General features: G+C 38.4%; 23 protein-coding genes. 6 read left to right on the top strand and 17 right to left on the bottom strand.

What is annotated here, in order from left to right; all coding sequences use genetic code 11:
- Positions 1-417: 417 nt before the first annotated feature.
- On the top strand, positions 418-1,173 hold the full coding sequence (gene aroD / locus ACYVQZ_RS02485) for a type I 3-dehydroquinate dehydratase (protein WP_461239813.1): 756 nt from the start codon (positions 418-420) through the stop codon (positions 1,171-1,173).
- Between the two features lie 34 nt (positions 1,174-1,207).
- Here aroD and ACYVQZ_RS02480 read toward each other — a convergent pair whose 3' ends face one another.
- The 4 genes from ACYVQZ_RS02480 to ACYVQZ_RS02465 form a co-directional block, all read right to left on the bottom strand.
- A complete protein-coding gene (locus ACYVQZ_RS02480; protein ID WP_461239812.1) occupies positions 1,208-2,395 on the bottom strand; it encodes a cation:proton antiporter in 1,188 nt (395 codons plus the stop codon).
- A gap of 165 nt (positions 2,396-2,560) precedes the next feature.
- Complete coding sequence (locus ACYVQZ_RS02475; protein WP_461239811.1) at positions 2,561-3,196, bottom strand: TetR/AcrR family transcriptional regulator; 636 nt, start codon at positions 3,194-3,196, stop codon at positions 2,561-2,563.
- 16 nt (positions 3,197-3,212) lie between these two features.
- The gene (locus tag ACYVQZ_RS02470; protein ID WP_461239810.1) at positions 3,213-4,832 is read right to left on the bottom strand and encodes an ABC transporter permease; all 1,620 of its coding nucleotides are present in this window, start codon (positions 4,830-4,832) and stop codon (positions 3,213-3,215) included.
- Positions 4,825-5,748 carry an ABC transporter ATP-binding protein gene (locus ACYVQZ_RS02465; RefSeq protein WP_461240033.1) on the bottom strand — a complete coding sequence of 308 codons (924 nt, stop codon included), beginning with the start codon at positions 5,746-5,748 and terminating at the stop codon, positions 4,825-4,827. Before ACYVQZ_RS02465 ends, ACYVQZ_RS02470 begins: the two co-directional genes overlap by 8 nt.
- A gap of 197 nt (positions 5,749-5,945) precedes the next feature.
- Here ACYVQZ_RS02465 and ACYVQZ_RS02460 point away from each other — a divergent pair, with 197 nt between their 5' ends.
- From ACYVQZ_RS02460 to ACYVQZ_RS02445, 4 genes are all read left to right on the top strand, one after another.
- Positions 5,946-7,376: a C69 family dipeptidase gene (locus ACYVQZ_RS02460; protein ID WP_461239809.1), complete on the top strand. Its 1,431-nt coding sequence runs from the start codon at positions 5,946-5,948 to the stop codon at positions 7,374-7,376.
- A 156-nt stretch (positions 7,377-7,532) separates the two neighbouring features.
- Positions 7,533-8,996 (top strand): MDR family MFS transporter, encoded by a 1,464-nt coding sequence (locus ACYVQZ_RS02455; protein WP_461239808.1) that lies wholly within the window; start codon positions 7,533-7,535, stop codon positions 8,994-8,996.
- A gap of 1 nt (position 8,997) precedes the next feature.
- Positions 8,998-9,498 (top strand): DUF4811 domain-containing protein, encoded by a 501-nt coding sequence (locus ACYVQZ_RS02450; RefSeq protein WP_461239807.1) that lies wholly within the window; start codon positions 8,998-9,000, stop codon positions 9,496-9,498.
- Between the two features lie 80 nt (positions 9,499-9,578).
- Entirely contained in the window at positions 9,579-10,430 is an 852-nt protein-coding gene (locus ACYVQZ_RS02445) for an aldo/keto reductase (RefSeq protein WP_461239806.1), read from the top strand.
- A 67-nt stretch (positions 10,431-10,497) separates the two neighbouring features.
- On the opposite strand, the gene alsE is transcribed toward ACYVQZ_RS02445, so the two are convergent.
- The 9 genes from alsE to ACYVQZ_RS02400 all read right to left on the bottom strand — a co-directional run bounded on the left by alsE (position 10,498) and on the right by ACYVQZ_RS02400 (position 19,835).
- Positions 10,498-11,190 (bottom strand): D-allulose 6-phosphate 3-epimerase, encoded by a 693-nt coding sequence (gene alsE / locus ACYVQZ_RS02440; protein ID WP_461240032.1) that lies wholly within the window; start codon positions 11,188-11,190, stop codon positions 10,498-10,500.
- An 8-nt stretch (positions 11,191-11,198) separates the two neighbouring features.
- Positions 11,199-12,305, bottom strand: coding sequence for a PTS fructose transporter subunit IIC (locus ACYVQZ_RS02435; protein ID WP_461239805.1), 1,107 nt, complete (start codon positions 12,303-12,305; stop codon positions 11,199-11,201).
- 45 nt (positions 12,306-12,350) lie between these two features.
- A complete protein-coding gene (locus ACYVQZ_RS02430) occupies positions 12,351-12,662 on the bottom strand; it encodes a PTS fructose transporter subunit IIB (RefSeq protein WP_461239804.1) in 312 nt (103 codons plus the stop codon).
- 12 nt (positions 12,663-12,674) lie between these two features.
- Positions 12,675-13,127, bottom strand: a complete 453-nt coding sequence (locus tag ACYVQZ_RS02425) for a PTS sugar transporter subunit IIA (RefSeq protein ID WP_461239803.1) — start codon at positions 13,125-13,127, stop codon at positions 12,675-12,677.
- Between the two features lie 18 nt (positions 13,128-13,145).
- Positions 13,146-13,562, bottom strand: coding sequence for a PTS sugar transporter subunit IIA (locus tag ACYVQZ_RS02420; protein ID WP_461239802.1), 417 nt, complete (start codon positions 13,560-13,562; stop codon positions 13,146-13,148).
- On the bottom strand, positions 13,549-15,042 hold the full coding sequence (locus ACYVQZ_RS02415) for a BglG family transcription antiterminator (RefSeq protein WP_461239801.1): 1,494 nt from the start codon (positions 15,040-15,042) through the stop codon (positions 13,549-13,551). Before ACYVQZ_RS02415 ends, ACYVQZ_RS02420 begins: the two co-directional genes overlap by 14 nt.
- A 91-nt stretch (positions 15,043-15,133) precedes the next feature.
- Positions 15,134-17,152, bottom strand: a complete 2,019-nt coding sequence (tkt, locus tag ACYVQZ_RS02410) for a transketolase (RefSeq protein ID WP_461239800.1) — start codon at positions 17,150-17,152, stop codon at positions 15,134-15,136.
- Positions 17,153-17,337: 185 nt separating this feature from the next.
- Entirely contained in the window at positions 17,338-18,483 is a 1,146-nt protein-coding gene (locus tag ACYVQZ_RS02405; RefSeq protein ID WP_461239799.1) for a glycerate kinase family protein, read from the bottom strand.
- A 41-nt stretch (positions 18,484-18,524) separates the two neighbouring features.
- A complete protein-coding gene (locus ACYVQZ_RS02400; RefSeq protein WP_461239798.1) occupies positions 18,525-19,835 on the bottom strand; it encodes a GntP family permease in 1,311 nt (436 codons plus the stop codon).
- A gap of 170 nt (positions 19,836-20,005) precedes the next feature.
- Here ACYVQZ_RS02400 and ACYVQZ_RS02395 point away from each other — a divergent pair, with 170 nt between their 5' ends.
- The gene (locus ACYVQZ_RS02395; protein ID WP_461239797.1) at positions 20,006-21,592 is read left to right on the top strand and encodes a BglG family transcription antiterminator; all 1,587 of its coding nucleotides are present in this window, start codon (positions 20,006-20,008) and stop codon (positions 21,590-21,592) included.
- Positions 21,593-21,754: 162 nt separating this feature from the next.
- Here ACYVQZ_RS02395 and tkt (ACYVQZ_RS02390) read toward each other — a convergent pair whose 3' ends face one another.
- The 4 genes from tkt (ACYVQZ_RS02390) to ACYVQZ_RS02375 form a co-directional block, all read right to left on the bottom strand.
- The gene (gene tkt, locus ACYVQZ_RS02390; protein WP_461239796.1) at positions 21,755-23,740 is read right to left on the bottom strand and encodes a transketolase; all 1,986 of its coding nucleotides are present in this window, start codon (positions 23,738-23,740) and stop codon (positions 21,755-21,757) included.
- A gap of 65 nt (positions 23,741-23,805) precedes the next feature.
- On the bottom strand, positions 23,806-25,170 hold the full coding sequence (gene ulaA, locus ACYVQZ_RS02385) for a PTS ascorbate transporter subunit IIC (protein WP_461239795.1): 1,365 nt from the start codon (positions 25,168-25,170) through the stop codon (positions 23,806-23,808).
- A 37-nt stretch (positions 25,171-25,207) separates the two neighbouring features.
- Positions 25,208-25,504 carry a PTS sugar transporter subunit IIB gene (locus ACYVQZ_RS02380; protein WP_461239794.1) on the bottom strand — a complete coding sequence of 99 codons (297 nt, stop codon included), beginning with the start codon at positions 25,502-25,504 and terminating at the stop codon, positions 25,208-25,210.
- 11 nt (positions 25,505-25,515) lie between these two features.
- The gene (locus ACYVQZ_RS02375) at positions 25,516-25,959 is read right to left on the bottom strand and encodes a PTS sugar transporter subunit IIA (protein ID WP_461239793.1); all 444 of its coding nucleotides are present in this window, start codon (positions 25,957-25,959) and stop codon (positions 25,516-25,518) included.
- Between the last annotated feature and the right edge of the window lie 15 nt (positions 25,960-25,974).

Here is a 25,974-nt window from a genome sequence, read left to right as displayed (position 1 = left end):
GTCGACAAACACTGTGAGGCTTCAAAAAATAATTGTTCAACTATCCATTACTACTGGTAAGAATAGAAAAACGCCACATAGTGTTTGTTTTTTCTAACAACATCTATGTGGCAATTGTTTTTAATACGCGAAAAACTATTGGTCACCTAGATGCAAACGTGATGTTTGCGTCTAGGATTGACCCAAACATCACTTGATAAACCAATAGTAATAATAGCTATTTACTTGTGACGTTCTATTTTCTAGCATATTAAAATCTCCTGTGAAATTGATTAAACACACTTTAACAATTCTCAAGATATCTGTCAAGCGTTAAAATTAAAAAATTATGAGAAATCAGTCAAAAACTTTCGTTGACCCCTTTACCAGACAATGATACGCTCAATAATATAAACCTTGAAGGAGCTTTTTTAACTTATGGATAAACAACTCAAAATTAAGGATTTAATGCTTGGTAATCAACAACCCCAACGAATTATCGTCCCAATTGTTGCCGACCAACTCGATGAAGTCTTGGTTCAAGCAGAAACAATTATGACCTCGCCTGCTAATTTAGTGGAATGGCGCATTGACTACTTTGCGCAAGATTTCAACATTGATCAATTAATTGCAACAGGAAAAAAATTAAAGCAGATTCTTGGCAGCAAGCCGCTCATCATTACAAATCGCACCAGCGACGAAGGTGGTATGTTAGACTTCGATGAAGCACAATACATTGATGCCTACGAACAATTTATAGAAGCAAACATTGCGGATGTGATTGATGTTGAATATTCAAAATCAGACCAAGTGATTACTCATTTGAAACATTTGACGGATAATAGTGATACAAAACTCCTACTTAGTCATCATGATTTTACTAAAACTGAAAGTAAAGAAGTCCTCATCTTCTTGTTTGCACAAATGGCCAAACAAAATCCTGATATTATCAAAGTGGCCCGTGCACCAAAAGATCGTGAAGATGTGATGGCATTAATGAACGCAACACTAGCTGCCGATCATCAGATTGATCAACCCATCATTGCAATGTCGATGGGTAAACTGGGCCAAATCTCGCGAATTGCAGGACAAACCTTTGGTAGTGTGGCAACCTTTGCCAGTTTAACGCACACCTCCGCACCAGGACAATTACCAGCTGGTGAATTACGTCGCATCTTGGATCTACTACAATAATAAAAAGTTCTGAACAAATCTGTTCAGAACTTTTTTAGTCTTCTGTCACAACAGCATGCGGTTCGTGTTCCATTTTCATCGCATATGCATGTTTCAAGAAAATTGGTGCCAAAATGGTCGTCAAAATGACTGCTGTGATGATTGATGAATAATAATCAGGGCCAATTAGTTTCGCATCAAACCCGATTTGGGCAATGATCAACGCCATTTCACCTCTAGAGATCATCCCGGCACCCACAATGTAAGCATCTGGAATGCTAAAATGAGTCAGTTTCGCCCCAAAACCAGCCCCTACTAACTTTGTGATGACAGCGATAATCGTCAAAATGGCAATTAACCATAGATCTTTCATAAACCCTGTAAATGTCATACTTAAGCCAATGCTGACAAAGAACACGGGAATAAAAACGGCATAACCAATTGGTTGAATATTTGCTTCAACTTCATGATTTACCTTAGTTTGGCCCACCGCAATGCCGGCAAAAAAGGCACCCACAACTGAACTCAATCCTAATAAATCAGCTACATATGCCATTGATAAACATAAAATAATGGCCACGATTGTCGGTCCGCCCGAAACATATAGATGCTTGGCTAATGATGTCAAAAACGGCGTTAGCCACTTAACAAGCACAAAAATGGCAACGAAAAATAAAATCTGGCCGGCAAAAGTAATGACCAAGTTACTGTGGGCGGCACTGGGGTCAACTTGTGACCCCATTAAACTAACCATTACGCTTAAAATCACGACTGCCAACACATCATCGACAACCGCGGCACCTAAAATGGTGGCGCCGGCTTTACTTTGGAGAACATTTAATTCTTTTAACACGGCTACTGAAATTGAAACAGAAGTGGCCGAAAAAATAACACTAATAAAAATACTCTCTAGTAAGCTGACGCCAATGGCCATACAAAATAAGTACGTTCCTAAAACTGGCAGCGCCACTCCAAAAAACGCGACGCTAATGCTCGGGGTTAAATATTTTTTTAGTAATTTCAAATCACTTTCCAGCCCGGCGCTAAACATCAAGATAATCACGCCAATCTCTGAAAATAAATGAATAAACTCATCCGCCTTAATCCAGCCCAAAAGAGCAGGGCCTAGAATAATACCAACTACGAGTTGTCCAATCACAGCTGGCAAACGCAAGCGAACGCTGATATGTCCGGCCAACGTAGTGGCAACTAAAATTAAACAAAGTGTTCCAATAAACTGCATATTTTCACCTCAAAAAATAAAAAAACGCAAGCACAAGGCGCCTTCTCACACCCCTGAGAAGGCTCAAACCTTGAGCTTACGTCAACCGAATTTTACATATTAACTTGCATTCAGCTTATCATATTTATTGATTATTCGTCACGATAAATGCATTCTGGCATCAAATTATTTTGTAATACCACGTTCAATGATTGCCACATAGCTTTGCGCATGAGTAATAATATCATTAAATTGTTCCAAGGTGGCCTGCGGATGTTGGGTCATAAACACCCTCGTTTCCTTTTCAATTTCACTCATCACAGCTGACACCATTGCAAAAATTGTTTCCTCGTCAACATCTTCACGGATCGGTAGTTTTTTCAACACCGGTTTAATCAATTGTACGATCTGTGTATTTTGATCAACGTTAAAGAGACCATGAATTTGCGCCATGATGTTGGTTGGGATTTCTTTTTCGCCCACATATCCCCGCAACAAAACACTAAACTCATCTGGATACTTTAGTTGTAATTCGATTTTGTATTTTGTCGCCCGACCAATCATATCGACAAAATCTGTTGCATCTTGCCAAACACTATAATCAGCGATGTTAATAATAAAATCGTTAGCACGCTTGATCACCGCTAAGAATAAATGTCCTTTATCACCAAAATAACGAAAGATAATGCCTTTAGAAACATCGGCTTCATTGGCAATCACGTCCGTCTTGGTCCCATGATAGCCAAATTTTGCAAAATTATGGGTTGCACTTGTTAAAATTCGTTGCATTTTTTCTGGATCTTTTGGAATCGTAGCTGCCATTGTTTAGCCCCTTTCGTTAGTTAATTTGCAAATCGCGTTGGCGATAAAAAACATATCCTAAAATAAATAATACCAGTGCACCAGCCATCATCCAACTAGCTTGTGACCAATCTACTTGATGTAAGGGCACTTGACCGATCCAGCCATACGGGGTTAACCGCGTTGCTGCTTTTGGCAAATCCATCATCTTGCCAAAATATAAGGAGAAAAATCCATATGCCGGAATCAACCAGGCAATGGTCTGAAGTCGTGGCAATAACCCAGCAAACACAGCCCCAATCCCTAGCGTCACAAACAGCGCAGGTAGATATCCATAAAAAGCGCGCATAAAACGAGAGAAATGAATCGGCGCATCCATGACCGATTGGCCAGCAACGTACATGCCAAAAATACTAAAGAATAGTGCTAACGTCCCCATGATTAAAGCCATCAACATGTAACCAACATATAAGTGTAATCTGGAAACCGCCTTCGCGTGAATTTGCTCCAACCAACCTTTTCTTTCATCGCTATTTAGCTTCAAAATAACTTGCATTGCCGGTACTGTTGCTAAGGCAACAAACACAATTGCTAAGACCGCTGCAAAGTTTAACACAATTGTTTTATTGGCGGCATTAATTGCACTACTACTAAACAATTGCTTCATCATCGGATTAGTTTTTAAAATATCACCTACTGTGCCAAAAATGGAACCATAACTAGCACCAAGGAAAAAGACACCAATCATCCAAAAGATGATCGCATTTCGTTCTAGGCGACCTAATAACGAAAAAGGACTGCGTAATAAGAACGAAGCCGTTTTACGACCAGGCCGTGTCGCAATGATACCAGCCGTCACATCGCGATGCGCATCAGTTACAAATGTTACCGCGAGAACAATCACGGTTAATCCAAAAATTAAACCTACAGGTGCCCAGTTATTGTCAACATAAACTGAAAGTTTTTCAATCCAGCCAAATGGAATCCACCACGTATAGTTAGGATTTTGCACATCAGTCCCCATCCGGGCAACGTATAATACTCCTAAAACTAAGTAACTTAGTGCAGTAGCTCCTCGTGAATTATCGCTTAACTGTGCCATTAATAACGCGAACGAGGCAAACATAATACCAAACAGCGCTAAGCCAATACCATACAAAAGACTACCATTCCAATCGACACCACGCATCCCTGAAATTTGTAAACCAACACTAGCGAAAAGGGCAAATAGTAAATTAATGACCACAATTTCACTAATCACTGCTACTAATGGGCTGAAATGTCCAACCGCATGCGAAAAAATCAATTCGGAAATACCTTCATCTTCTTCACCACGCGTATTTTTAACGGCAAAATAAATATTCATCATTGCCATAAAGAGCCCCATAAAGACCATCATTTCCATTGAATAAATAACTGCTGGTGTAAATGGTTCTTTTGCAATAAACGGACCAAATAATGACACCATCGCTGGACTTTTTAAAGTGGACACAATTGAGTCCGTTGCGGAACTGGTTCCATATAGGCCATTAAATTTAGCCGCAGCAATTACCATTAGGCCAACGAGACACAGCAACCAGACTGTAATTTTTAACCAGTCTTTTTTTAAATAGAAGCGGGTTAGAAAAAGACTTTGTGCAAATCTACCTTCATTCATGAGTTGTCACCTCATTTGAATCGTCATTGTAATAGCGTAAGAAAAGATCTTCCAATGTTGGTGGTGTACTTTGTAAACTCATAATTTGTTTAGCTGACAAGATCTGCATGACCTGATCCATTTTTTCGGTATCAACAGCAAATGAGAGATAATTTGGTTTACTATCATCCGTTTTTAAATCATGAATACCATCCAACTGGGCAATTTCTGGTACAGATTCCTTAGTTTGCACCGTAATCATCGTTCTCATCAAATGCCGCATTTCTGCTAATGACCCTGTTTCAATGATTTCACCTTTACGAATAATTCCTATTCGATCACACATGCGTTCAACTTCTGACAAAATGTGACTAGAGAGCAAAATACTCTTGCCTTGGTGTTTTAAGTCTAAAACATATTCCTGAAAAATTGCTTCGTTTAACGGATCGAGTCCAGATGTCGGTTCATCAAAAATATAAAAATCAGCATCTGTTGAAAGTGCCGCAATCAATGCAACTTTTTGTCGATTTCCTTTTGAATATGTGCGTGACTTTTTGGCGGGATCGAATTCAAATCTTTGGATCAGTTCATCCGTTTTAGCGTTGTGTTTTTGATGATTTAACTTTAAAAATAAATCAATCACTTCGCCACCTGTCAAGTTCGGCCATAAATAAACATCTCCCGGGACATAAGCTAATTTTCGATGAATTTTAACAGCATCACGCCAAACATCGTCACCGAAAATAGTGGCTTGCCCACCACTCGCTCGCAAAATACCTAATAGCACCCGAATGGTTGTTGATTTTCCCGCACCATTAGGCCCAATAAATCCAAAAACTTCTCCTTTTTTAACATCAAACGTAATATTTTTTAACGCTTGAAACTTACCAAATTTCTTTTTTAATCCTTCAATTTTCAATACTTCTTCTGACATCATTGCCATCCCCTTAACGCCTAATATCAGCGTGTTTATCAATTTTCAACGCCAGTATATGCTTTATTGACTCATTAGTCAATGACTAACGAGTCAATTTTTCGTTTTTCCTTATTTTCTCCACTAACTGATATTAATTGACTACTTTTTTGCTAGCGTTACACTATTAATTGAAACTGAAATACGAAGGGATTTTAAACATGAAAAACTTAAAAGCTTGCACGACTGTCCTCGTTGGCAAAAATGCAACCATTGATGGTTCAACAATGGCAGCACGTAATGATGACACCTTTTTGCCGATTACACCACAACGCTTTGTGATTTACCCAGCCGTTTCTGACCGTCACGAAACGCTGGTTTCTGGTCAAAATAATTTCACGGCACCATTACCTGAATCAGGTTATCGTTACATGGGTACACCCAATGTTGATGTTGCAAAAGAAGGCATTTACGATGAAAATGGCTTCAACGAAAAAAATGTTGGTATGAGTGCTACCGAAAGTGTCTATGCAAACGAACGCGTTTTAGCATTTGACCCATTAGTTGAAAATGGACTGGCTGAAGATGCAATTGTTGGTATGGTACTTCCTTTTATCAACAGTGCTAAAGAAGGGGTTACGTACTTAGGTAAATTAATTGCTCAATATGGTTCTCCTGAAGGCAACGGTGTTATTTTTAGTGATAAGAATGATATCTGGTATATGGAAATTGTCACCGGCCATCACTGGGTGGCACAACGCATCCCCGATGATGCATACGCCGCTACAGGTAACCGTGTGGCTATCCAAGAAATTGATTTTAATGATCCCGATAATTTTATGTATTCTAATGGCATTCAAAAATTCGTTACTGAACATCATCTTAATCCCGATAAAACAGGCTGGAATTTCCGGCATATTTTTGGAACTGCTACTGAGTTTGATCAACACTACAACACACCTCGTCAATGGTATGCTCATCGAGTTCTCAGCCCCAGTTATGATGCTTCTCCTGAAGACTTCGATCTACCATTTATTCGGCACACGGATCGAAAAATCACCCTTCAAGATATCGAATCCATCTTAGGTAGTCATTATAATGGCACACCATTTGATCCCTTAGGTCATGGTAGTGAAGAAGACAAGCATCGTTACCGTCCAATTTCACTTGCGCGGACGCAAAATTCACATATTTTACAGGTCCGTAATGACATGCATAACAATGATGCCGCACCAATTATGTGGCTATGCTTTGGCATCCCTGCTTTCACCCCATACGTTCCATTCTTTGGTAACATGGATGAACTGGATGACAGTTACGTAAATACCCCAATGGCGTTTGACCAAGATAATGCCAGTGCTTATTGGATGTATCGTGAATTGTCGATGTTAGTAGAGTCACATCACGCTCAATTTATTCAAAGTGATCTTGATTATTTGAAGGACGCGCGCGAATATCAGTATCAATTTGTTGAAGATACTTTAAAACAAGCTGACAATCTTTCTGGTCAAGCTTTAACTGATTTCTTAACTGCCCAAAACAAAAAGATGGTCGCAGAAATGGCTATTCGGACGAAGAAGTTGATTTCGCAACTTATTATGCACGGACTAGAATTATCAGATTTAACTTTTACTATGGATGCTAATTTATAAAAAATGAATTTCATTAAGACCACCCAATCAAATGAGTGGTTTTAATTTGCCTTTTTTCAATGCAAGCTAATTTTTTTAAGATTAGCCTTATTTGAGGCATAATAAATGTGATACAATAGTGCACATGTCGAAAAAACACATAGAGGTGACCAAATAGTGGCAACAGACTTTGCCGATCAACCAAAAGACGTCAATGGAAAACCATATAACCGATTAGCATTAGTTTTAACACTACTAATTGGAACATTTTCAACATTCTTAACTACGACAATGTTGACAACGGCATTCCCCACATTAATGAAAACTTTCAATATTTCTGCTGACACTGTTCAGTGGCTAACAACTGGATTCATGTTAATGATGGGTATCGTAATGCCAATTACCGGTTTTTTCCTCCAACGTTTTGATACCAAAAAACTTTATTTATCTGCAATTGTGCTCTTTTTTGTTGGTACAGTTGTCTGTTACTTTGCTAAAAGCTTTGGCATGCTTTTAGCGGGTCGATTAATTGAAGCCGCAGGAGTGGGTGTCACTTCTCCTGTTTACCAAACGATTATGACAACCATTTTTCCACCTTCACAACGTGGTGCCGCAATGGGAAGTGCCGGAATTGTGACAAGTTTAGCACCTGCCATTGGTCCCACATTTGCTGGTTGGATCTTAATTCATTACTCTTGGCGAATGCTTTTCCTTGCCATCATGCCCATCTCCTTATTTATTTTAATTTTAGGATTCTTTACCCTGCGTAAGGTTTTACCAACCAAAAAAGCGCCGATTGATTGGTTCTCAGTTGCCATGTCCGTGGTTGGCTTTGGGTCGATGCTATTTGCCTTTTCATCTGTCGGTCAATATAGCTGGGGCGATCCGATTGTTTACGTTACTTTAATTGTTGGTGTAATCGTGGTTTCCATATTCATTTGGCGCTCTCTTAAGATTAAGAATCCACTCCTACAACTAAAAGTGTTTGAGCACTCTGACTTTACATTGTCCGCAATCCTAGTTGCTGTCTCGTTTATGTCCATGAATGGGTTCACACTGGTATTACCATTATATCTGCAAACTATTGGTGGTGAATCGCCACTAGCTTCTGGATTAACGTTATTACCTGGTGCAATTGTTATTGGGGTGATGAACCCCTTCACAGGACGCATTTTTGACCGACTGGGTGGTCGTAACATGGTGATCACAGGCATGTTTTTACTACTTGTTTCTACTGCCTCGTTTATTCCAGTGACAGCCACCACGCCTAGCATTTATTTGACGGGTATTTACATGGTGCGAATGCTGGGTATTTCAATGGTTATGATGCCAGTGACCACCACTGGTATGAACGCTTTACCACTTAATCTCATCAGTGATGGAACTGTCGTCAATAACACGGGGCGTCAAGTATTTGCTTCTATGGGGACCGCCATTTTGGTGTCTGTCATGTCGAACGTGACATTGCATCACACACCTAGTCAAGCAGTCGCCAAAGCAACTCCTGTTGCCTACCAACACGCCGCATTAAATGCTAACGTCCTTGGCTTTCGCTACGCGTTTTTAATTGCCACCATTTTTGCAGCAGTCGGTTTTGCATTGACCTTCCTGTTAAAGCATGATAATAAAGGAGGTTATTAGTATGATTTTAATCTTCTTGTTTTTTGGTGCGGCATTATTTACTTGGACAATGATTTTCATGCGTCCCAGCCTGAAAAAAAATATTTGGGTGATTGTAGCATTAATTTTAACCTTAGGCAGTTTAGGGCTCATCATTGGTAATTATCATTCCCATTTAGGCATGAAAGTTGAAACCACCGAAATCAACTATCCCCTAACTTCCAGTGTTAAAAACAAACAGGTTTTGCTGTACAAACAGTTGGGAACTAAAAATGAACGCGTTTATCTTTATAAAACCAATCCTCTTGACGATAAATTATCAAAAACTAACCCGTTCAAAAGTCACGTGATTATTCAACAGAATCAAAAGAAGAATCAATTAACAGTGCTATCCCACTATTGGGTCTATCGCAATGAGGAAACTCGGTTGTTATTTAGTATTGGTGAACGTAATCATCAATTAATTAATAAGACCCTCAAGTTCCAACTACAGCCGCATTGGCAAATTCAAAAAATTAACTAAAGTAATCGCACACTTAGGCGGTTGCTTTTTTTGATTAATGGTAAAATGAAACTAACATTCAGCATAAGGAGGACGTCATTTTGGATATTTCAACAAATAAATTACAATTAGCAGACGGTAACCAAATGCCACAACATGGGTTCGGCGTTTATAAAATTACCGATGATCAAAACTTTACAGATTCAATCAAGGCTGCTTATGATAGTGGCTATCGTTTATTTGATACAGCGCAAATGTATGAAAACGAGCAACTGTTAGGTCACGCACTACAAAAATTAAAGATCGATCGTTCCAGCATCTTTTTAACCACCAAGGTTGGTGAAGCCAATCAAGGCTATGACCAAGCGATTGCTTCAGTGAAGGAATCATTGCAGAAATTGCAAACTGATTATGTTGATTTGTTACTCGTCCACTGGCCCGTCTATAATCACTTTTTTGAAACTTGGCGGGCTTTTGAGGATATGAAGAAACAAGGATTAGCAAAATCCATCGGCGTTAGCAACTACACCCTGGCTCATTTAGAGTTATTGACAACTAAGGCTGATGAAATGCCTGTTGTTAACCAAATTGAGGTCAATCCCCATTTTAGTCAAAAACCATTAATCAGTTATCATAATGATCATCACATTGTCACACAAGCTTGGAGTCCGTTGGGCCGTGGTAAAACATTGAATGATGAAAAATTAATTGACTTAGCAAAATCCAAAAATAAGAGTGTTGCACAAATTATCTTACGCTGGCACTTGCAAAACGGTATCTCGTTTATTCCAAAATCAACACATCCAACACGAATTGCTGAAAATGCGACTATTTACGATTTTGAATTATCTGCTGCAGAAATGCAGATTGTTGATTCAGCTAATCTAAACAAACGTAGTAGCACACAAGAACCCGAATTGGTTTATGAATTTGGCCAACAGTATCCACATTAAAAAATAACCTATCAGGTATCCACATCTGATAGGTTATTTTTTGTATTAGCGTTTTGAAAATTAATTGTTATCCTAAAATTCCTTCACCAGTTTCGGCAAGAAAGTCATCGGCCATTTGATTCCATGATGTTTCAATGTCATCAGTCAAACCAAATAGTCCACTGCGACCAATGATATAAATATCTGGGTTGGCATCATGAATCATTTTAAAGTGAGCTTTATTTGAAGAACCATCCATTTCAATCAAATAATTGTAACCATTTTCTTCACGAATTTGGCGAAGTTCTTCAATTTTGTGTAAGGCATTCGTAATGAATTTTTCACCCGCAAATCCAGGATCAACCGTCATGATGGTAACCTTGTCAACGTCGCCAAGATATTGTTTGATACTGTCCACAGAGGTTTCTGGGTTAAGTACAACACCTGCTTTTAAATCGGCTTTATGAATTTGATTAATGAGCCGAAATGCAATACCGCTAGCGCGTTCTGCGGGAAAACAAATGTATTCACTATGAACCTTGATTAATTCCTCCACCCAAAATGATGGATCTTCCACCATTAAATGTGATGAAATAGGCGTATCTGTAATTTTCTTGACCTGTTCAATAAACCAAGGTGACAAGGTTAAATTGGGTACAAAGTGCCCATCCATAATATCAACGTGAAAAGAATCTACCTTATCACTTAAAAAATCAATTTCTTCTTTAAATTTATCTAAGTTCATTGTCATTAATGACGGTGAAAATTTTACCTTCATAATCGTTCCTCCTACGAAATCTGAATATCGTCTAAACTGATATCGTCTTCAGTATCAGCACTCTCTTCTTTTTGTTCTGATTCATATGGCACATCTTTTTTGATCACTGCATAAACAACTCCGGTAACTAGCACGTTCACAGCGATCGCTGCTAATCCGGCTAACGGATGTGACATAGTTGGAAGCATCAAAAATCCACCAAATGGCACTGTGGCATCTGCCCCAAGAACCATAGTTGTGGCACCGCCACACATTCCACCAAGTGCCGCTGCAAAAATACCTCTGACCAGGTCATTCATGACAATTGGAATAGATCCTTCAACAATGTTAACAACACCCATCGGAACCGCAGATTTAAGTGTTTCAACTTCTGATTTGTTATAAATATTTTTACGAAGTAGCTTAGCAATGAAAAATGCTAATCCAAAACCAATTGGTGTTGCCGTATTAACTAATTGTAAGGCAGTCACTGGTCCATTAATGCCTTGTGCTTGTAGAGTTAAAACAAAGGCAAAGACTGTTTTGTTAATTGGACCACCAAAATCGACAATACTTAAAATACCGATCACAGCACCCAAGACAAGATTTGAAGCTGAACTCATTCCTTTTAAGAATGCAGTTAACCAACCAGTAAACCAAGCAACTGGTGTTCCAAAGACATATACCATTAATAAAGCACTTGCAGTTGCAGCTAAAAATGGCACGATCAAAGTTGGCATTAAGCCTTTGGCCCAGTTTGGTACTTTAACGTATGTGAGTACTAACCATGCAAAGAAACCAGCAACATAACCACCAATAATTCCACCAATGAAACCGGCACTAATAGCGATAGCAGCTAATCCAGTAACTAAACCTGGTGCAATTCCTGGCTTACCAGCAATAGAAAAAGCAATACCAGTTGAAATAATCATTGGCAACATTCCTAAACCTTTACCACCGATTGTGGCCATTGCTTGGAAGAAATTAAACTTTCCAATAACTAAGGCATCTTGTGATTTTCCACCAAATGCCATTCCAATGGCAATAATAAATCCGGCCCCACACACGATTGGAATCATGTATGAAATGGCTGTTAATAGATGTTCCTTAAATCTAGCTTTTTTGACTAATTCTTTCATTATTTTTTCTCCTCAATATTTAAGTTAAAAATAACCTTGAATTTTTTATTTACCAACAACTTCATGAAGTTTTGCAATCAATTTGTTTGGTGATTTAATAGCTACTTCTGTAGGGACTTTCACTACTTTTTTTCCTGCAAATCGTTCCTCACCAGAAATTTTGACATCAACAGCCAGCAAAACAACATCTGCATTTTTGATTTCTTCATCAGTCAATGCATTTTCAATACCGATTGTTCCTTGAGTTTCTACCTTAACTTCGTCACCAATTTTTTTGGCAGCGTTCTCAATTTTTTCCTGTGCAATGTACGTATGAGCAATGCCAACAGTACAAGCACTTACACCAGCAATTTTCATTTTCGGATCCTCCTAATTTTCAAACGAATCAATGACATCATTGACTGTTTTTGCTTGTTTTAATTGCTTTAACACATCATCATTCCCAAGTTTGCGAGCAAACTGTGATAACAACTTTAAATGTTCTTGAGCACCTTCTGGGCTATCCGTAACAGCAAATAGCACCACAATTTTGATTTTTTCGTCATCTAAACTTTCCCACTCGATAGGTTCATTCAAAGTGACAATCGCCACACCCGGTTCGACAACACTCTTTCCTTTACCGTGAGGAATGGCAACTCCACTGCCAATTCCAGTGACGCCTTGAGCTTCTCGATCATACACGTCACTCAAAAATGCCGCCTCATCAGTAATATTTCCTGTAAGGTAAAAACTATGAATGATTGCTTTTAGCACGTCATCCTTTGTCTTAGCATCATTATTTACTAAAACATTTTGCGTATTTATTGAACTAACCAAGTCCATCAAAACATCTCCTAGCCATTAATTTAAATCTTGGTAACTCACTTCTTGATCCGGTTGATAATTTCCAATCGCTAGCAACCTTACAAAATCTCGAATTTCGCACAGTCGCTGTTTATTTTCGGTCTCCGCCAGTAATAAAAACACGATCTGTTCAACGGACTTCTCTTCAGTATTCCAATTTAGTGGATAATTCGCACAATCAACATAAACAATTTTTGAGGTCACTACTTGGTCGCTTTGACAATGTGGCATCGCACAAATTTCGCTAATTTGAGTACTAGCTAATTTTTCACGCTGCATCAACTCTGCTAGTACATTATCTTTATCGGTTAATACTCCTTGTAAAACCAAAGACTGACAAACTTGATCAAATATATATTCTTTACTATGCGCTTTCGTTAATTGAAAAAAGAAATCTGGCTTAGTTTCTGTCATGTTTTCTCCTTTCAATATTGTTGACCTCATGTCGAATTGCGCGTTGATCTTTTTGACCAAGTAATGCACTAACTACTACATTTGGCCGATCATGATCCCCTGATAGCGGTACAGTTGAAACAATTAAGTCAACGTCATCATACTGTTGCTTGTGATTTTCGTATCCGCGAATTGAAACAACATCCTCGATCTCTAATTCCGGAAATAATTTTTCGATTTTCACCCGCAATAACTCAGCAGTTCCAATACCTGTTGTGCAAGCAACCAAAATCTTAAGTGGTTGTGTGGACCTTTCTATTTCGCGTGCAAAATAGATAGAAATAAAGCCGTTTTCGTCTTCTGGAATCTGAGGTAATTTGAATTGTGTACTAATTTCTTGTGATACCTCACTCACAACCGCAAATACTTTTGGATATTCTTGCTTAATTTGATCAAGTAATTCATTTTTGGCATAAATACCATTAGATAAACGATTAAGCATAGGCCGAATGTGATTAATCAAGTCCTGTAAAATATCTTTGTCATTAACCGGACAGTTCAATTTCTCAGCAACTTTTTGAGCATATTCTTCCGAAATTTGAACAGCTTCTTGTGGCACATCTTGTTTAATGGCATTTAAATGCTTGATTCGAGATGATTCTAAATATTCATAAATATAAATAATTTCAGCATCTGGTAAATCAAGATTTGAATAAGCACGAATTTTTTGTACCATCCACTTTGCACAACGATATAATTGTTCTTCCAAACTTATGCGGGTTTGAACATCATTAATATCAATATAACTTTTCTGACCAACGTTACGATATCGATTAATCAGAATATAGATATGCGAGAAAATGTTAATGTCATAGGGATAAGGAATTTCGATTTGCAGCCGCTTTTCTGCGTCTCGCAATAATTTAGCAATGAAATGCACATCACGTTCGTTAAGTGTGACGGAACCTTGATTGCCGATATTTGAAAAATCAATGATTCCAGTGAAATCGGTCAGCGCTGAAATTGCTCGACGAATTTGACTTTCCTCGCCGACAATGCCGAGTTCTCTGTTTTCACGGTCCAACTTTAAATTAAATTCTTGTAACCAATCATTAATCATGCGTTCGTCATTATTAATCACAGACTCACTTACAAAATATTGTTCAAGTAAAAATCGTAATTTCATTTTACGTGGTGATAGATACAATAGCCGCAATGTGATTTGCTCTCGACGTTTTCGCGGTGACAATTCGCCATTAGGTAGCTCTGCTTCGTGATGAATCTGTGTGTTTGATTCACGACTTTTGTTAATTCGAATTCCTTTTCCCTTAGCGGTCAAAATTAATGGTGGATTACCAACTTTTTGATTAATTTGATCAATAGTTCGATAAATTGTTTTCGACGAAACTGATAGATCCTCTGCCAACTTTTTAGCCGTTACAAAGTCATCTAAGTTTTCGAGTAAATCTAATAATTCACGTTTAATTCCAACCTTTGGCATCTTCTCACCTCCTCGCAATTTTATTGTATCCCGAAAATCAGAAAGCGTTTTCTTTTCATTTGTCCACTGCAATGGTCACTTTGTTAAAAGCTTAATTAGTCTCGTTGTTCCATAGTTTCTCGTACTGTTTGACAATATTTTCCACAGTAAAACCAAATCGTTTTGCCAACTCAGTACCGTCTCCACTTTCGCCAAAAGTGTCAATACCTATACTAATGCCGTTCAAGCCAACAAATTGTCCCCAACCGAATGTTGATTCCATTTCAATTGAAACGCGTTTTGTAACTGTTGATGGCAGTATTTGTTCTTGATATGTTTTGCTTTGTTGTTTGAATAATTCAAAGCTTGGCATTGAAACAACTGATAAGTCATATGATTTTTCACGTAGTTTTTGTTGTACTTCAATTGCCAAGGCAAGTTCAGATCCACTGGCAATTAAAATACCATCTGTATCAGATGTTTTTGCTGGTGAAGCAATGTAAGCACCTTTGGCAACATCCCCAGTTACTGTTTGTTGTAACACTGGTAATTTTTGTCGTGATAATACCAAAACACTTGGACGATCTGTCTCATTTGCAATAAACTGCCAAGCACTCAGCACTTCGTTTGCGTCAGCTGGACGGATAACGTTGACATCAGGCATAGAACGTAATGCAGCCAACTGCTCAATTGGTTCATGTGTTGGGCCATCTTCACCAACAGCAATTGAATCGTGTGTATAAACAAAAGTAACAGGTAGTTTTTGTAAAGCCGCGGAACGAATGGCTGACTTCATGTAATCTGAAAAAGTGAAAAATGTACTTCCGAAAACTCTTGAACCGCCATGTAGTGCAATTCCATTCAAGGCAGCTCCCATACCAAACTCTCGAACGCCAAACCAAATGTTACGGTTTTCAGGTTCACTATCTGAGAATCGGCCACTATCTGCTAATTGTGTCTTATTACTTGAAGACAAGTCTGCAGCACCACCCCAGAAATTTAAATTTTGATCAGCAATTTGTTGCATCACGTCTGAATTGGCGACGCGAGTGGCAATACTTTGTCCAACTGATGTTTTAACAATCACATTTTTCATATTTAATTTAGGAGACAATTCAGTCGTAAAGCTTTCAGCCCGATCATCATTTTGTTGGAAAGACTGATAGATTGATTGCCAAGCATCGTACGCTGCTTTACCTCGTACCTGTAAATTGTTTTTGAACTTATCATAAACTGCCGTTTCAATTTCAAATGGTGCATCAGTATATCCTAATTGCTTTCTCGTTGCCGCAACATTTTCATCACCTAATGCGGCACCGTGAACTTTATTTGTACCTGCTTGTGGCGAACCAAAACCAATGACTGTTTTTACTTCAATAATTGTTGGCTTTGAATTAGCTTTTGCTTGATTAATCGCATCATCGATAGATCGTAGATCCTCACCATCTTTAACCAATAAATAATCCCAACCCGCTGCTTCAAACCGTTTTTGCGGATTTTCTAATGATTCATTACTTAATGGCCCATCAAGAGTAATATCGTTAGAATCATATAAAACAATCAATTTATCTAATTTTTCTTTTCCTGCAATGTTAATGGCTTCGTGACTGATTCCTTCCATTAAATCACCATCACCGACTATTGTGTAAGTATTATGATCAATCATCTTATAATTAGTGTTGTATGTTGCTGCCATATGCTTTTCTGCCATGGCCATACCGACTGCCATACTGATGCCTTGTCCTAGTGGACCAGTAGTTGCATCAACTCCTGCTGTATGGCCAAATTCTGGATGCCCAGGTGTTAACGAACCAACCTGGCGAAATTGTTTTAATTGATCCATTGGTAAGTCATAGCCGCTTAAGTGCAGTAGGCTATATAACAAAGCTGATCCATGTCCAGCGGATAATACAAATCGATCTCGATCAATCCACTTAGGGTCGCTAGGGTTGACATTCAAATGATAATTCCACAAAACATAAGCCATTGGTGCAGCATCCAAACAGATACCTGGGTGTCCCGAGTTAGCCTTTTGAATCATATCAACACTAAGCATTCGAATTGAATTAACCGCTAATTCATCTTTATCATCAAATTGATGAGATTGAATTAATTCATCACTATTAATCATATTGTTCCTCCATTTTTACTTTAATTTAGTTGCTAGGTTAATAGTAATTTAAAATGGTGAAAACGTTTGCTATACTTTTGGCCAATGTAGTGGACAATATTTTTCAACTTTTGTCCTTATGTATATGAAAATAGTTTCATCTCAAAATCGATTTGAAATGAAACTATTCATTTTAATTAACTCATTTAGTTTTCAGTGTTTTTAATTAAACGCGCCACATTCTGTGCTAAAACATATAAATTTCGTGGACCATTCTCTATGGCTTGCGGTAGGGTTGTTACACCAGGCACAATTGGAAAAATTGCATCGATTGCTTTTGCATCATATAGGCTGTCAACACCGTCACCAACATTTCCAGCCAACACAATGACCGATGCATTTGGTGAAACTTTTTTAGTAGCCTGGGCTACGCCGTATGGTGTTTTACCAAACTTCGTTTGAAAATCAATGCCACCTTCACCAGTGAATACAAAATCAGCATTTTGGGCTTTTTGTTTTAATCCCGAGTATTCGATAACAATATCGATCCCTTTTTGCATTTCAGAGTTGGTAAATGCGAGCAATCCTGCACCTAACCCACCGGCAGCACCAGCTCCTGGATAGTCAGCCAAATCATGACCTAAATCACGCTTAATAATCGCTGCGTAGTGGGTTAAGTTTTGATCCAGTACTTTAACCATTTCAGGAGTTGCACCTTTTTGAGGACCAAACACTGCTGATGCACCATCTTTTCCAACGAGGGGATTAGTAACGTCTGAGGCAATGATAATTTTCACGTCATTAATTCTGGGATCAACATTGGCCAAATCAATTTTTGCTAACTGATCTAATTGACCACCTCCAAATTGCAAAGTTTTACCATTTTGATCAAGAAGTTGTACACCAAGTGCCTGTGCGATTCCAGCTCCACCATCATTCGTGGCGCTTCCGCCAATTCCAAGAATAATTTGCTTAACGCCTTGGTTAATTGCATCAAGCATCAGCTCACCAGTACCAAAAGTTGTCGTAATCAAAGGATTATGCGTTTGATCATCAACAAATTGAATACCACTGGCTGCTGCCATTTCAATAACAGCAGTTTGCCTATCCCCTAAAATACCGTATTGTGCTTGAACATCAGTATCTAGTGGACCAGTCACCGTTTTAGTGATGAATTTCCCGTTAGTTGCATCGACTAGAGACTGTACGGTTCCTTCGCCACCGTCTGCCATCGGTACCTTTTCAAATGTGGCATCTGGAAAAATATCAGCAACGCCCTTTTGAATAGCATCCGCAGCTTCTTTAGCAGTCATGCCACCTTTAAATGAATCTGGCGCGATTACGAATTTCATTTATTTACACTCCCTTTTGGCAAATTTTTTAATTTTGCTACTTAAATATGCATGAATCCAAGCATCACAGTCGCCACGATGGCCATTGTCAATCCAACAAGTGATTCATATAAAATTCCATTTGAACGTTCCGAAATGTCCATATGCATTGCATTTCCAGTAACGTGGAAATAATTACCATGTGGTAAATGATCAATCACAACACCACCGGTGTGGACCATTGCTGCTGCGGCTAATGGAGCAACGCCGAAACCTAAAATAGATTTACCAAATGATCCGGTTGCCAAGATAACACCTGTTGAAGTTGAGGCAGCAGCAGCAGCCATTAAAATACCTGAAATTGGTGCCAATAAGGTTCCTGAAACGTGAGAAACTTTTATTAAATTAATAACTTGCTGTGGCAAACTGGAACTCGTAATTAATCCACCAATTGCACCAGCACCAATTAAAATCAAAACAACGTCAGTCATTCGTGACATGCCTGAAGCGGCATATTCGCGTAATTGGCTCCCTTGTTTCATCGCAATTGCACCAATGATAGCCGCAATTGGCAAAACGTACATTGCATCTAGGTTTAATTTTGTTAAAAAGCCAATGTGTAAAACTGATCCAATCGGGTTGAGTAGCAACAAAACAATAGCAATTACAGGGGTCACCAAAGAACTACCCAAACTTGGTAAATTCGTTTTTGATTGAGCCTCTGCAGTTAGATTTTCTAAATCTTCATCTAAAACTTGAGAACCTTTATTTTTCAAAAGGGTGGCCAATAACACTGCCATTGCCAGCCCAAATAATGCAGGGATAAAGTCTGCAATCATGACCTGACTCAGCTCAACACCAAAACCTTTTGCGGCCGCAATCGTGTTTGGATTAGGTGAAATAATATTACCCGCTTTACCTCCTCCAGACAGTGCCACTAACAACGCCAATTTTGAAATGTGCATCTTTTTGCCAGCTTCAAGCGCAATTGGTGCAACAATTAATACTGCAACTGGGATAAATACACCTACTGCAGTGATAACCATTGTTGCTAAAGCCAGTGCGAAAATGGCTAATCGATCACCTAATTTTGAAACAATCGCGCGCGCCAGCGTTTCTGCTGAACCGGATTCCATCATGACACCGGCCAACATTCCAGCGGCTAAAACGCGTAAAATCGTGCCCATGACACTTTGCGAACCTGCAATTAAAATATTGATGGTTTGCAATAAGTTAGCACCACCTAATAAACAACCGACAATTGCACCTAACAATAATGAATATACTGGGTTCAACTTTTTTAAAATTAAAATAATAGCAAGTGCTAATCCAATTAAAGCTGCCCACCATGACACAACAACTGTTTGAGACATAAAAAAACTCCTTTCACTACTAGACCAATACTAAATTTTTTACATCGCTATTAATATTGGTCATTTCTCTTTATAAAGACCATTTTAGACTTGTAGTAACCGCTTACAAGTGCAATAATGGCACTAGCAAAAGTGCAATTAGTGCATTTTAATTAAAATGGAGTGTTGATATGATTAATTTTTCTAACGTTAAGAATGGCAATCGGTTACTAGACCAATTAATAAATCAGGATAGCTATTTACAATTAGCGGACATTGAAAAACAACTTCATTTATCGCGTCGGTCCGTTTTTTATCTGATGAAACGTTTAAATAAGGAATTAGTACATCAAAACTTAGATCCGATCGCCAACATTCACAATATCGGTTACTATATTTCGAACGAAGACAAAGCTGCACTTAATAACTGGAGTAATTCAACGCAAATAAGTTATTCTTCTTTGACAAAAACGCAACGACAAAATGTCATTATTTGGAATCTCATCAATCATGACCACATTTCAAATAATTATCTGATTGAAGAATGTGGTCTTTCCAGCCATACCGTTGTCTCAGATTTTAACGAAATCAGATCATACCTGCAGAACTATCAATTGTCCCTTCAGCAAACTAACAATGGAAAAAAGCTTCAAGGATCTGAATTATCAATTCGCAAATGGGTGTTGGCACAACTGACCCACTCAGACTCCATTATTTATGATTCGGTAGATGCTATCTCAGATGACTATACATTTATTTGTGGGCAGCTTCATCAATTAGAAGAGCGTACAAAAAACTATTTTAGTGATACTGCCGTTTTATCCACTAGTAAATTCATTCTTTGGTTAACAAACCGAATTAAACAAGAAAGTACGCGCTTAACTTTCCTCCCTCGAGTTTATACCGCTAGTAATGCCATAACTGTCAAATGGGCAACTGAATTACTCGCCCATTTCCATATCGACAATTCATTAGAAATTGCCTTTTTAGCACAAATCATCAATGCTAGTCAGTTCTACAGTTCACCAGAAACAGACCCTCTAATTCAACAAATTCTCCCTATCACTGACGAGATAATCGCCCGTTTCAAAGCAATTTCCGGTTCTAACACTGATTTTTCCACTATCAAACAATCGTTAAGTATTCACCTGCTAAATACGTTTTATCGTGCAACGTTAAATATTCAACCTGCTACTATTGAGATTCAATCCATTATTTCAAGTCATCCAGAATTATTTGTAACCACCCAAATGGCAATCAAACCATTTGAATCTTTTGCTAATTGCCAATTAAGCAACACCGAAATTGGTTTAATTGCCATTTATTTCGGTGGTCAACATCAAAAAGAAACACAATCCACTCAGCATAAACAATCAATTTTAGTTGTTTGTAAAAAAGATTCCGGGGTAGGAGAGTTGTTAATTAGTCAGCTCCATCATCGTTATCCAAACTATGAGTTTAAAGCGCCAATCACTAGTCAACAATATAATAATCTATCATTGAAAGGCCGAACCATTGTTGTCACAACTCTCCAACTGAAAAATAATCTCATTAACCAAACAAAAATAATTAAGGTATCACCAATTCTCACTAACCACGATTTGACGACACTGGATCACTTATTGAAATCTTCTTCTAAGATTGATATTTCCTATCGAATCAATCTAGAATCTTTAACTGACGTAATCGCAAATTATGCCCGTATTGAAGACGTTTCTGGTTTGAATAATGCATTATCGCAATTCTTTAGTGCAGCCAAGAAGAACGCTCAAAATTAAACGACATTTCATTAGAGATGTTTATTTTTCAATTTTTCTTTTATATTGTCGATATCAGCATCAAAAAGGTAAATTCTCACCAAAAAAAGCACAATCATTCTAAAAACTGGAATGATTGTGCTTTTTAAATTGATACTCAGAACCTAAACGCTTTGTTCCGAACTATTTATCAATCTCTTGCCATTTACCTTCAAAGGTCTCGACAATTTTATCAACTGTGAATCCATAATGTTCTGTGACAACGTCACCGTTACCACTGGCACCAAAATCATCAACGGCTACATGGCCACCGTAACTGCCGGTGTATTCACCCCAGCCAAATGAACTACCCATTTCAACTGAGATTTTAACCTTAACGTCTTTTGGTAAGATTTCATCTTTATAAGATTGGTCTTGTTTAGCAAAACGGTTCATGCTTGGCATTGACACAACTGAAACATCGTATGATTTTTCTAACAATGCTTTTTGCGCGTCTAATGCTAAAGCCACTTCAGAACCTGTTGCAATTAAAATACCATCAGGTGTGCCACTCTTGGCTGGTGAAATAACATAGGCACCTTTGGCAACTTTGCTGGCGTCTGCTTGTGGCAACAATGGTAATTTTTGACGAGTCATAACCATAACCGATGGATGATCATCTACATCGCCGACTGCTTGCCAGGCACCCATGACTTCAGTTGCATCTGCTGGACGAATAACGTCTACGTTTGGAATAGAACGCAATCCAGCAAGTTGTTCAATTGGTTCATGTGTAGGACCATCTTCACCAACTGCCAATGAATCATGTGTAAAGACAAAGATCGATGGGGTTGCTTGAATGGCAGCTAAACGAATAGCTGCTTTTAAGTAATCACTGAAAACAAAGAACGTACTACCAAACGCACGTGAATTACCATGCAGGTTAATTCCGTTAACTGCAGCAGCCATTCCAAATTCACGAACCCCAAAATAAACATTCCGGTTATCATAATCTAGGTCATCAAAAGCACCTGAATCAGTCAAGTTTGTCTTGTTTGATGAGTACAGGTCGGCTGAACCACCCCATAATTGTGGGTTAGCTTCAGCAACTTGTTGCATGATCGCTGAGTTACTTGCACGAGTTGCCAATGGTTTCTTGAATTCTTCACCATCAATAGATAATGAATCGGTCTTTAAGTTACCATCAGCAAATTGGTTGTAAACATCACCAAATTCTTGCTTGTATTGATCAAACATTTGGTTCCATTCGGCGTATTTAGCCTGCTTTTCATCAATATACTTAGCGTATTGACCATAAATTTCATCAGAAATTTCAAATGGTGCGGCTTGCCAATTATAAAAGTCACGCATGGCTTTCACATTGTCTTCACCAAGTGCGGCACCATGAACCTTGTTAGTGCCGGCTTGTGGTGTTCCGTAACCAATAGTTGTCTTAATTTCAATAATACTTGGTTGGTCAGTTGTTTGTGCATGCGCGATAGCAGCTTCAATTGCATCTGCATCGTTACCATCAAGCACTTTTGCATAGTCCCAGCCAGCCGCTTTAAAGCGGTACTCTGGTTTTTCAGTTGAGCTCAAGCTTAATGGACCATCAAGTGAAATGTCATTTGAATCATACAAAACAATTAACTTACCAAGTTTTTTATTACCAGCAATGTTAATTGACTCTTGACTAATACCTTCCATTAAGTCACCATCACCTACGATTGAATAGGTAAAGTGATCAAAAACATTGTATCCTGGACGGTTAACTTCCGCAGCCAAGTGGCGCTCTGCCATTGCCATCCCAACAGCCATGCCTAATCCTTGTCCCAATGGACCTGTTGTTGCATCGATTCCGGCAGTTTCAGTAACTTCTGGATGACCAGGTGTCTTGGAACCAAATTGACGAAATTGCTTAATTTGGTCCATTGGGAGGTCAAATTTATTCAAGTGTAACAAGCTGTAAAGCATTGCTGAACCGTGTCCAGCACTCAATACAAAGCGATCGCGATTAATCCATTTAGGATCTTCTGGGTTAAAGCGTAAAAACTTTTCCCATAATACGTAAGCCATAGGGGCAGCATCAATTGGTAACCCTGGGTGCCCACTATTTGCTTTTTCAATCATATCAACGCTTAAGAAACGAATTGCATTAATTGCATCAACATCAGTTTTTGTAAATGACATTAAAAGATCCATCCTCTCCGAAAAAATGCCAGGTAAATTACCTGACATTCAATTTTATTACAATATTATTTTGCGGCTCTAGCTTTGTCACGGCTGTTTAATACAGCACTTAAGATTAGGACAACTACTAAGAAACCAAGGATACCAACAACAACTGAGGCTGTACCGAAACTACCTAATTTTCCAAGTAAAATACCAGGAACCAAGTAATCTGTATCAGCAAATGTTGAAGCAGCAAGTTTCAAGCTACCTAGAACAGGTAGGATAAGAAGTGGTAACCAGCTAATCAAAAGTCCATTAACAGCTGAACCTAAGATTGCACCACGACGTCCACCAAAGGCATTACCATAAATAGCAGCGGCAGCACCACAGAAGAAGTGACCGACCACACCAGGAATGATAACAGTTGTCTTCATACCAATCATGACAAACATACTTAATGTACCAACGATGAAACTAACAAAGAATCCAATTAGAACAGCGTTTGGTGCATATGGGAAGATGATAGGAACATCCAAAGCTGGTTTTGAATCTGGAACCAATTTTTGTGCAATTCCTTGGAAGGCAGGCACAATTTCAGCTAAGATCATTCGAACACCTTGAAGTACAACAACGAATCCAGCAGCAAATGTACCGGCTTGTACTAAAGCATAAATAATAAAGTTTGTACCATCACTTAAGTGTTTTTCCACGAAACCGGGACCTGCGACAAATGCTAAAGCAATGTAAACAACTCCCATTAAGAGTGTAATCGAAACTGTTGAATCACGCAAGAAGCTTAAGCTCTTTGGAACGTTTAAATCTTCTGTGCTGTTCTTTTCATTACCAAACCACTTACCAATCAAGCCAGCAGTAGCATAACCAATGTTACCAGTGTGACCCATGGCAACTGAATCTCCACCAGTAATTTTACGCATAAATGGTTGACACAAAGCAGGTGTCACTGTTAACAAAGTACCTTCAAAAATTCCACCAAGAATGATTGTCTTCCAACCGCTTCCAAGATGTGCTGAAACCAAGATAACAGCTGTTAAACATGATACATAAAGCATTGCTTGACCAGTTAAGAAAATATATTTAAAGCGTGTAATTCGAGCAAGTAAAATGTTAACAATCATACCAACTAACATAATCAAGGCAGTTGTTGAGCCATACTTAACAAGTGCAATCGCAACTACGGCTTCATTACTAGGCACAACACCTTGTACGTGAAGTGCAAATTGGAACATTTTAGCGAACGGTGTTAAAGAATTACTTAAGATTCCAGCACCACCAATTAAAACTAAGAATCCAGCAAATGTTTTAATCGTTCCTTGAACAACTTCTGTCGCCTTTTTCTTTTGTAACAATAAACCAATCATTGCAATTAAAGCCACAAGAATTGCGGGTTGAGTTGCAATTGAAACGAATAAGTTCAAAATGCTTTTCATTTCTATTTCCTCCATATAATTTCAGATTTATAAAAAATTAATCGTGGGCAATATTTTCCTTATCTAACATATCGTTGACATGACCTTTAACCTCGTCCTTGTCAATTAAGCTCTTCAATAAAACGACCTTATCTTCGGGAATGCTACCTAAAGCACCACCCAAAGTAGATTCAACAAAGAAATAATCTGCTGAATCTGCAGTTGCACTACCAACATCTGAATGATCAACAGTAATTTCTTCTTGAACGTTTTCGTCCTTCAAAATTTGTTGAATGTTCATTTGAACCATAAAACTACTACCTAATCCACTTTGGCACACAGCTAAAATTTTCATGATTTTGCCTCCTATTTTTCCTTAATAACATCAATAATCGAACCAACATCTTGTGCATTCAATAGTGCCTGCAATTTATCAGTATCTGTTAATAATTGCATCAATCCTTGAATAACTTCTAAATGACTCTCATTATCCTTCGCAGCCAATACGAACCACAAACTAACTGGATGATCATCACTAATTAAATTAACGTCATGAGTTGTCTTCAACAATGACAACGAAATTCCGTTCGATCCCGCTTCGGGACGTGCATGTGCAAGGGCAATATGATCACCAATATTAAAATAGGGACCCTGCTTAGTCGCAATTTCAATCATTGCATCAACATAACTCGTTTCAATGCTTTTGTTTTCAACTAACGGCTTTGCAGATAATGTAATTGCATCTTGCCATGTTAGATCTGTTCGATCGGAAATCTGAACGGTTTCCGCGGTTAATAGCTCATCCAGCATTACTGGACCTCCTTT

This window comes from Paucilactobacillus salsurae, assembly GCF_054784995.1.
The sequence above is the reverse complement of the archived record's forward strand: the minus strand, read 5'-3'. Positions and strand labels throughout refer to the sequence as shown.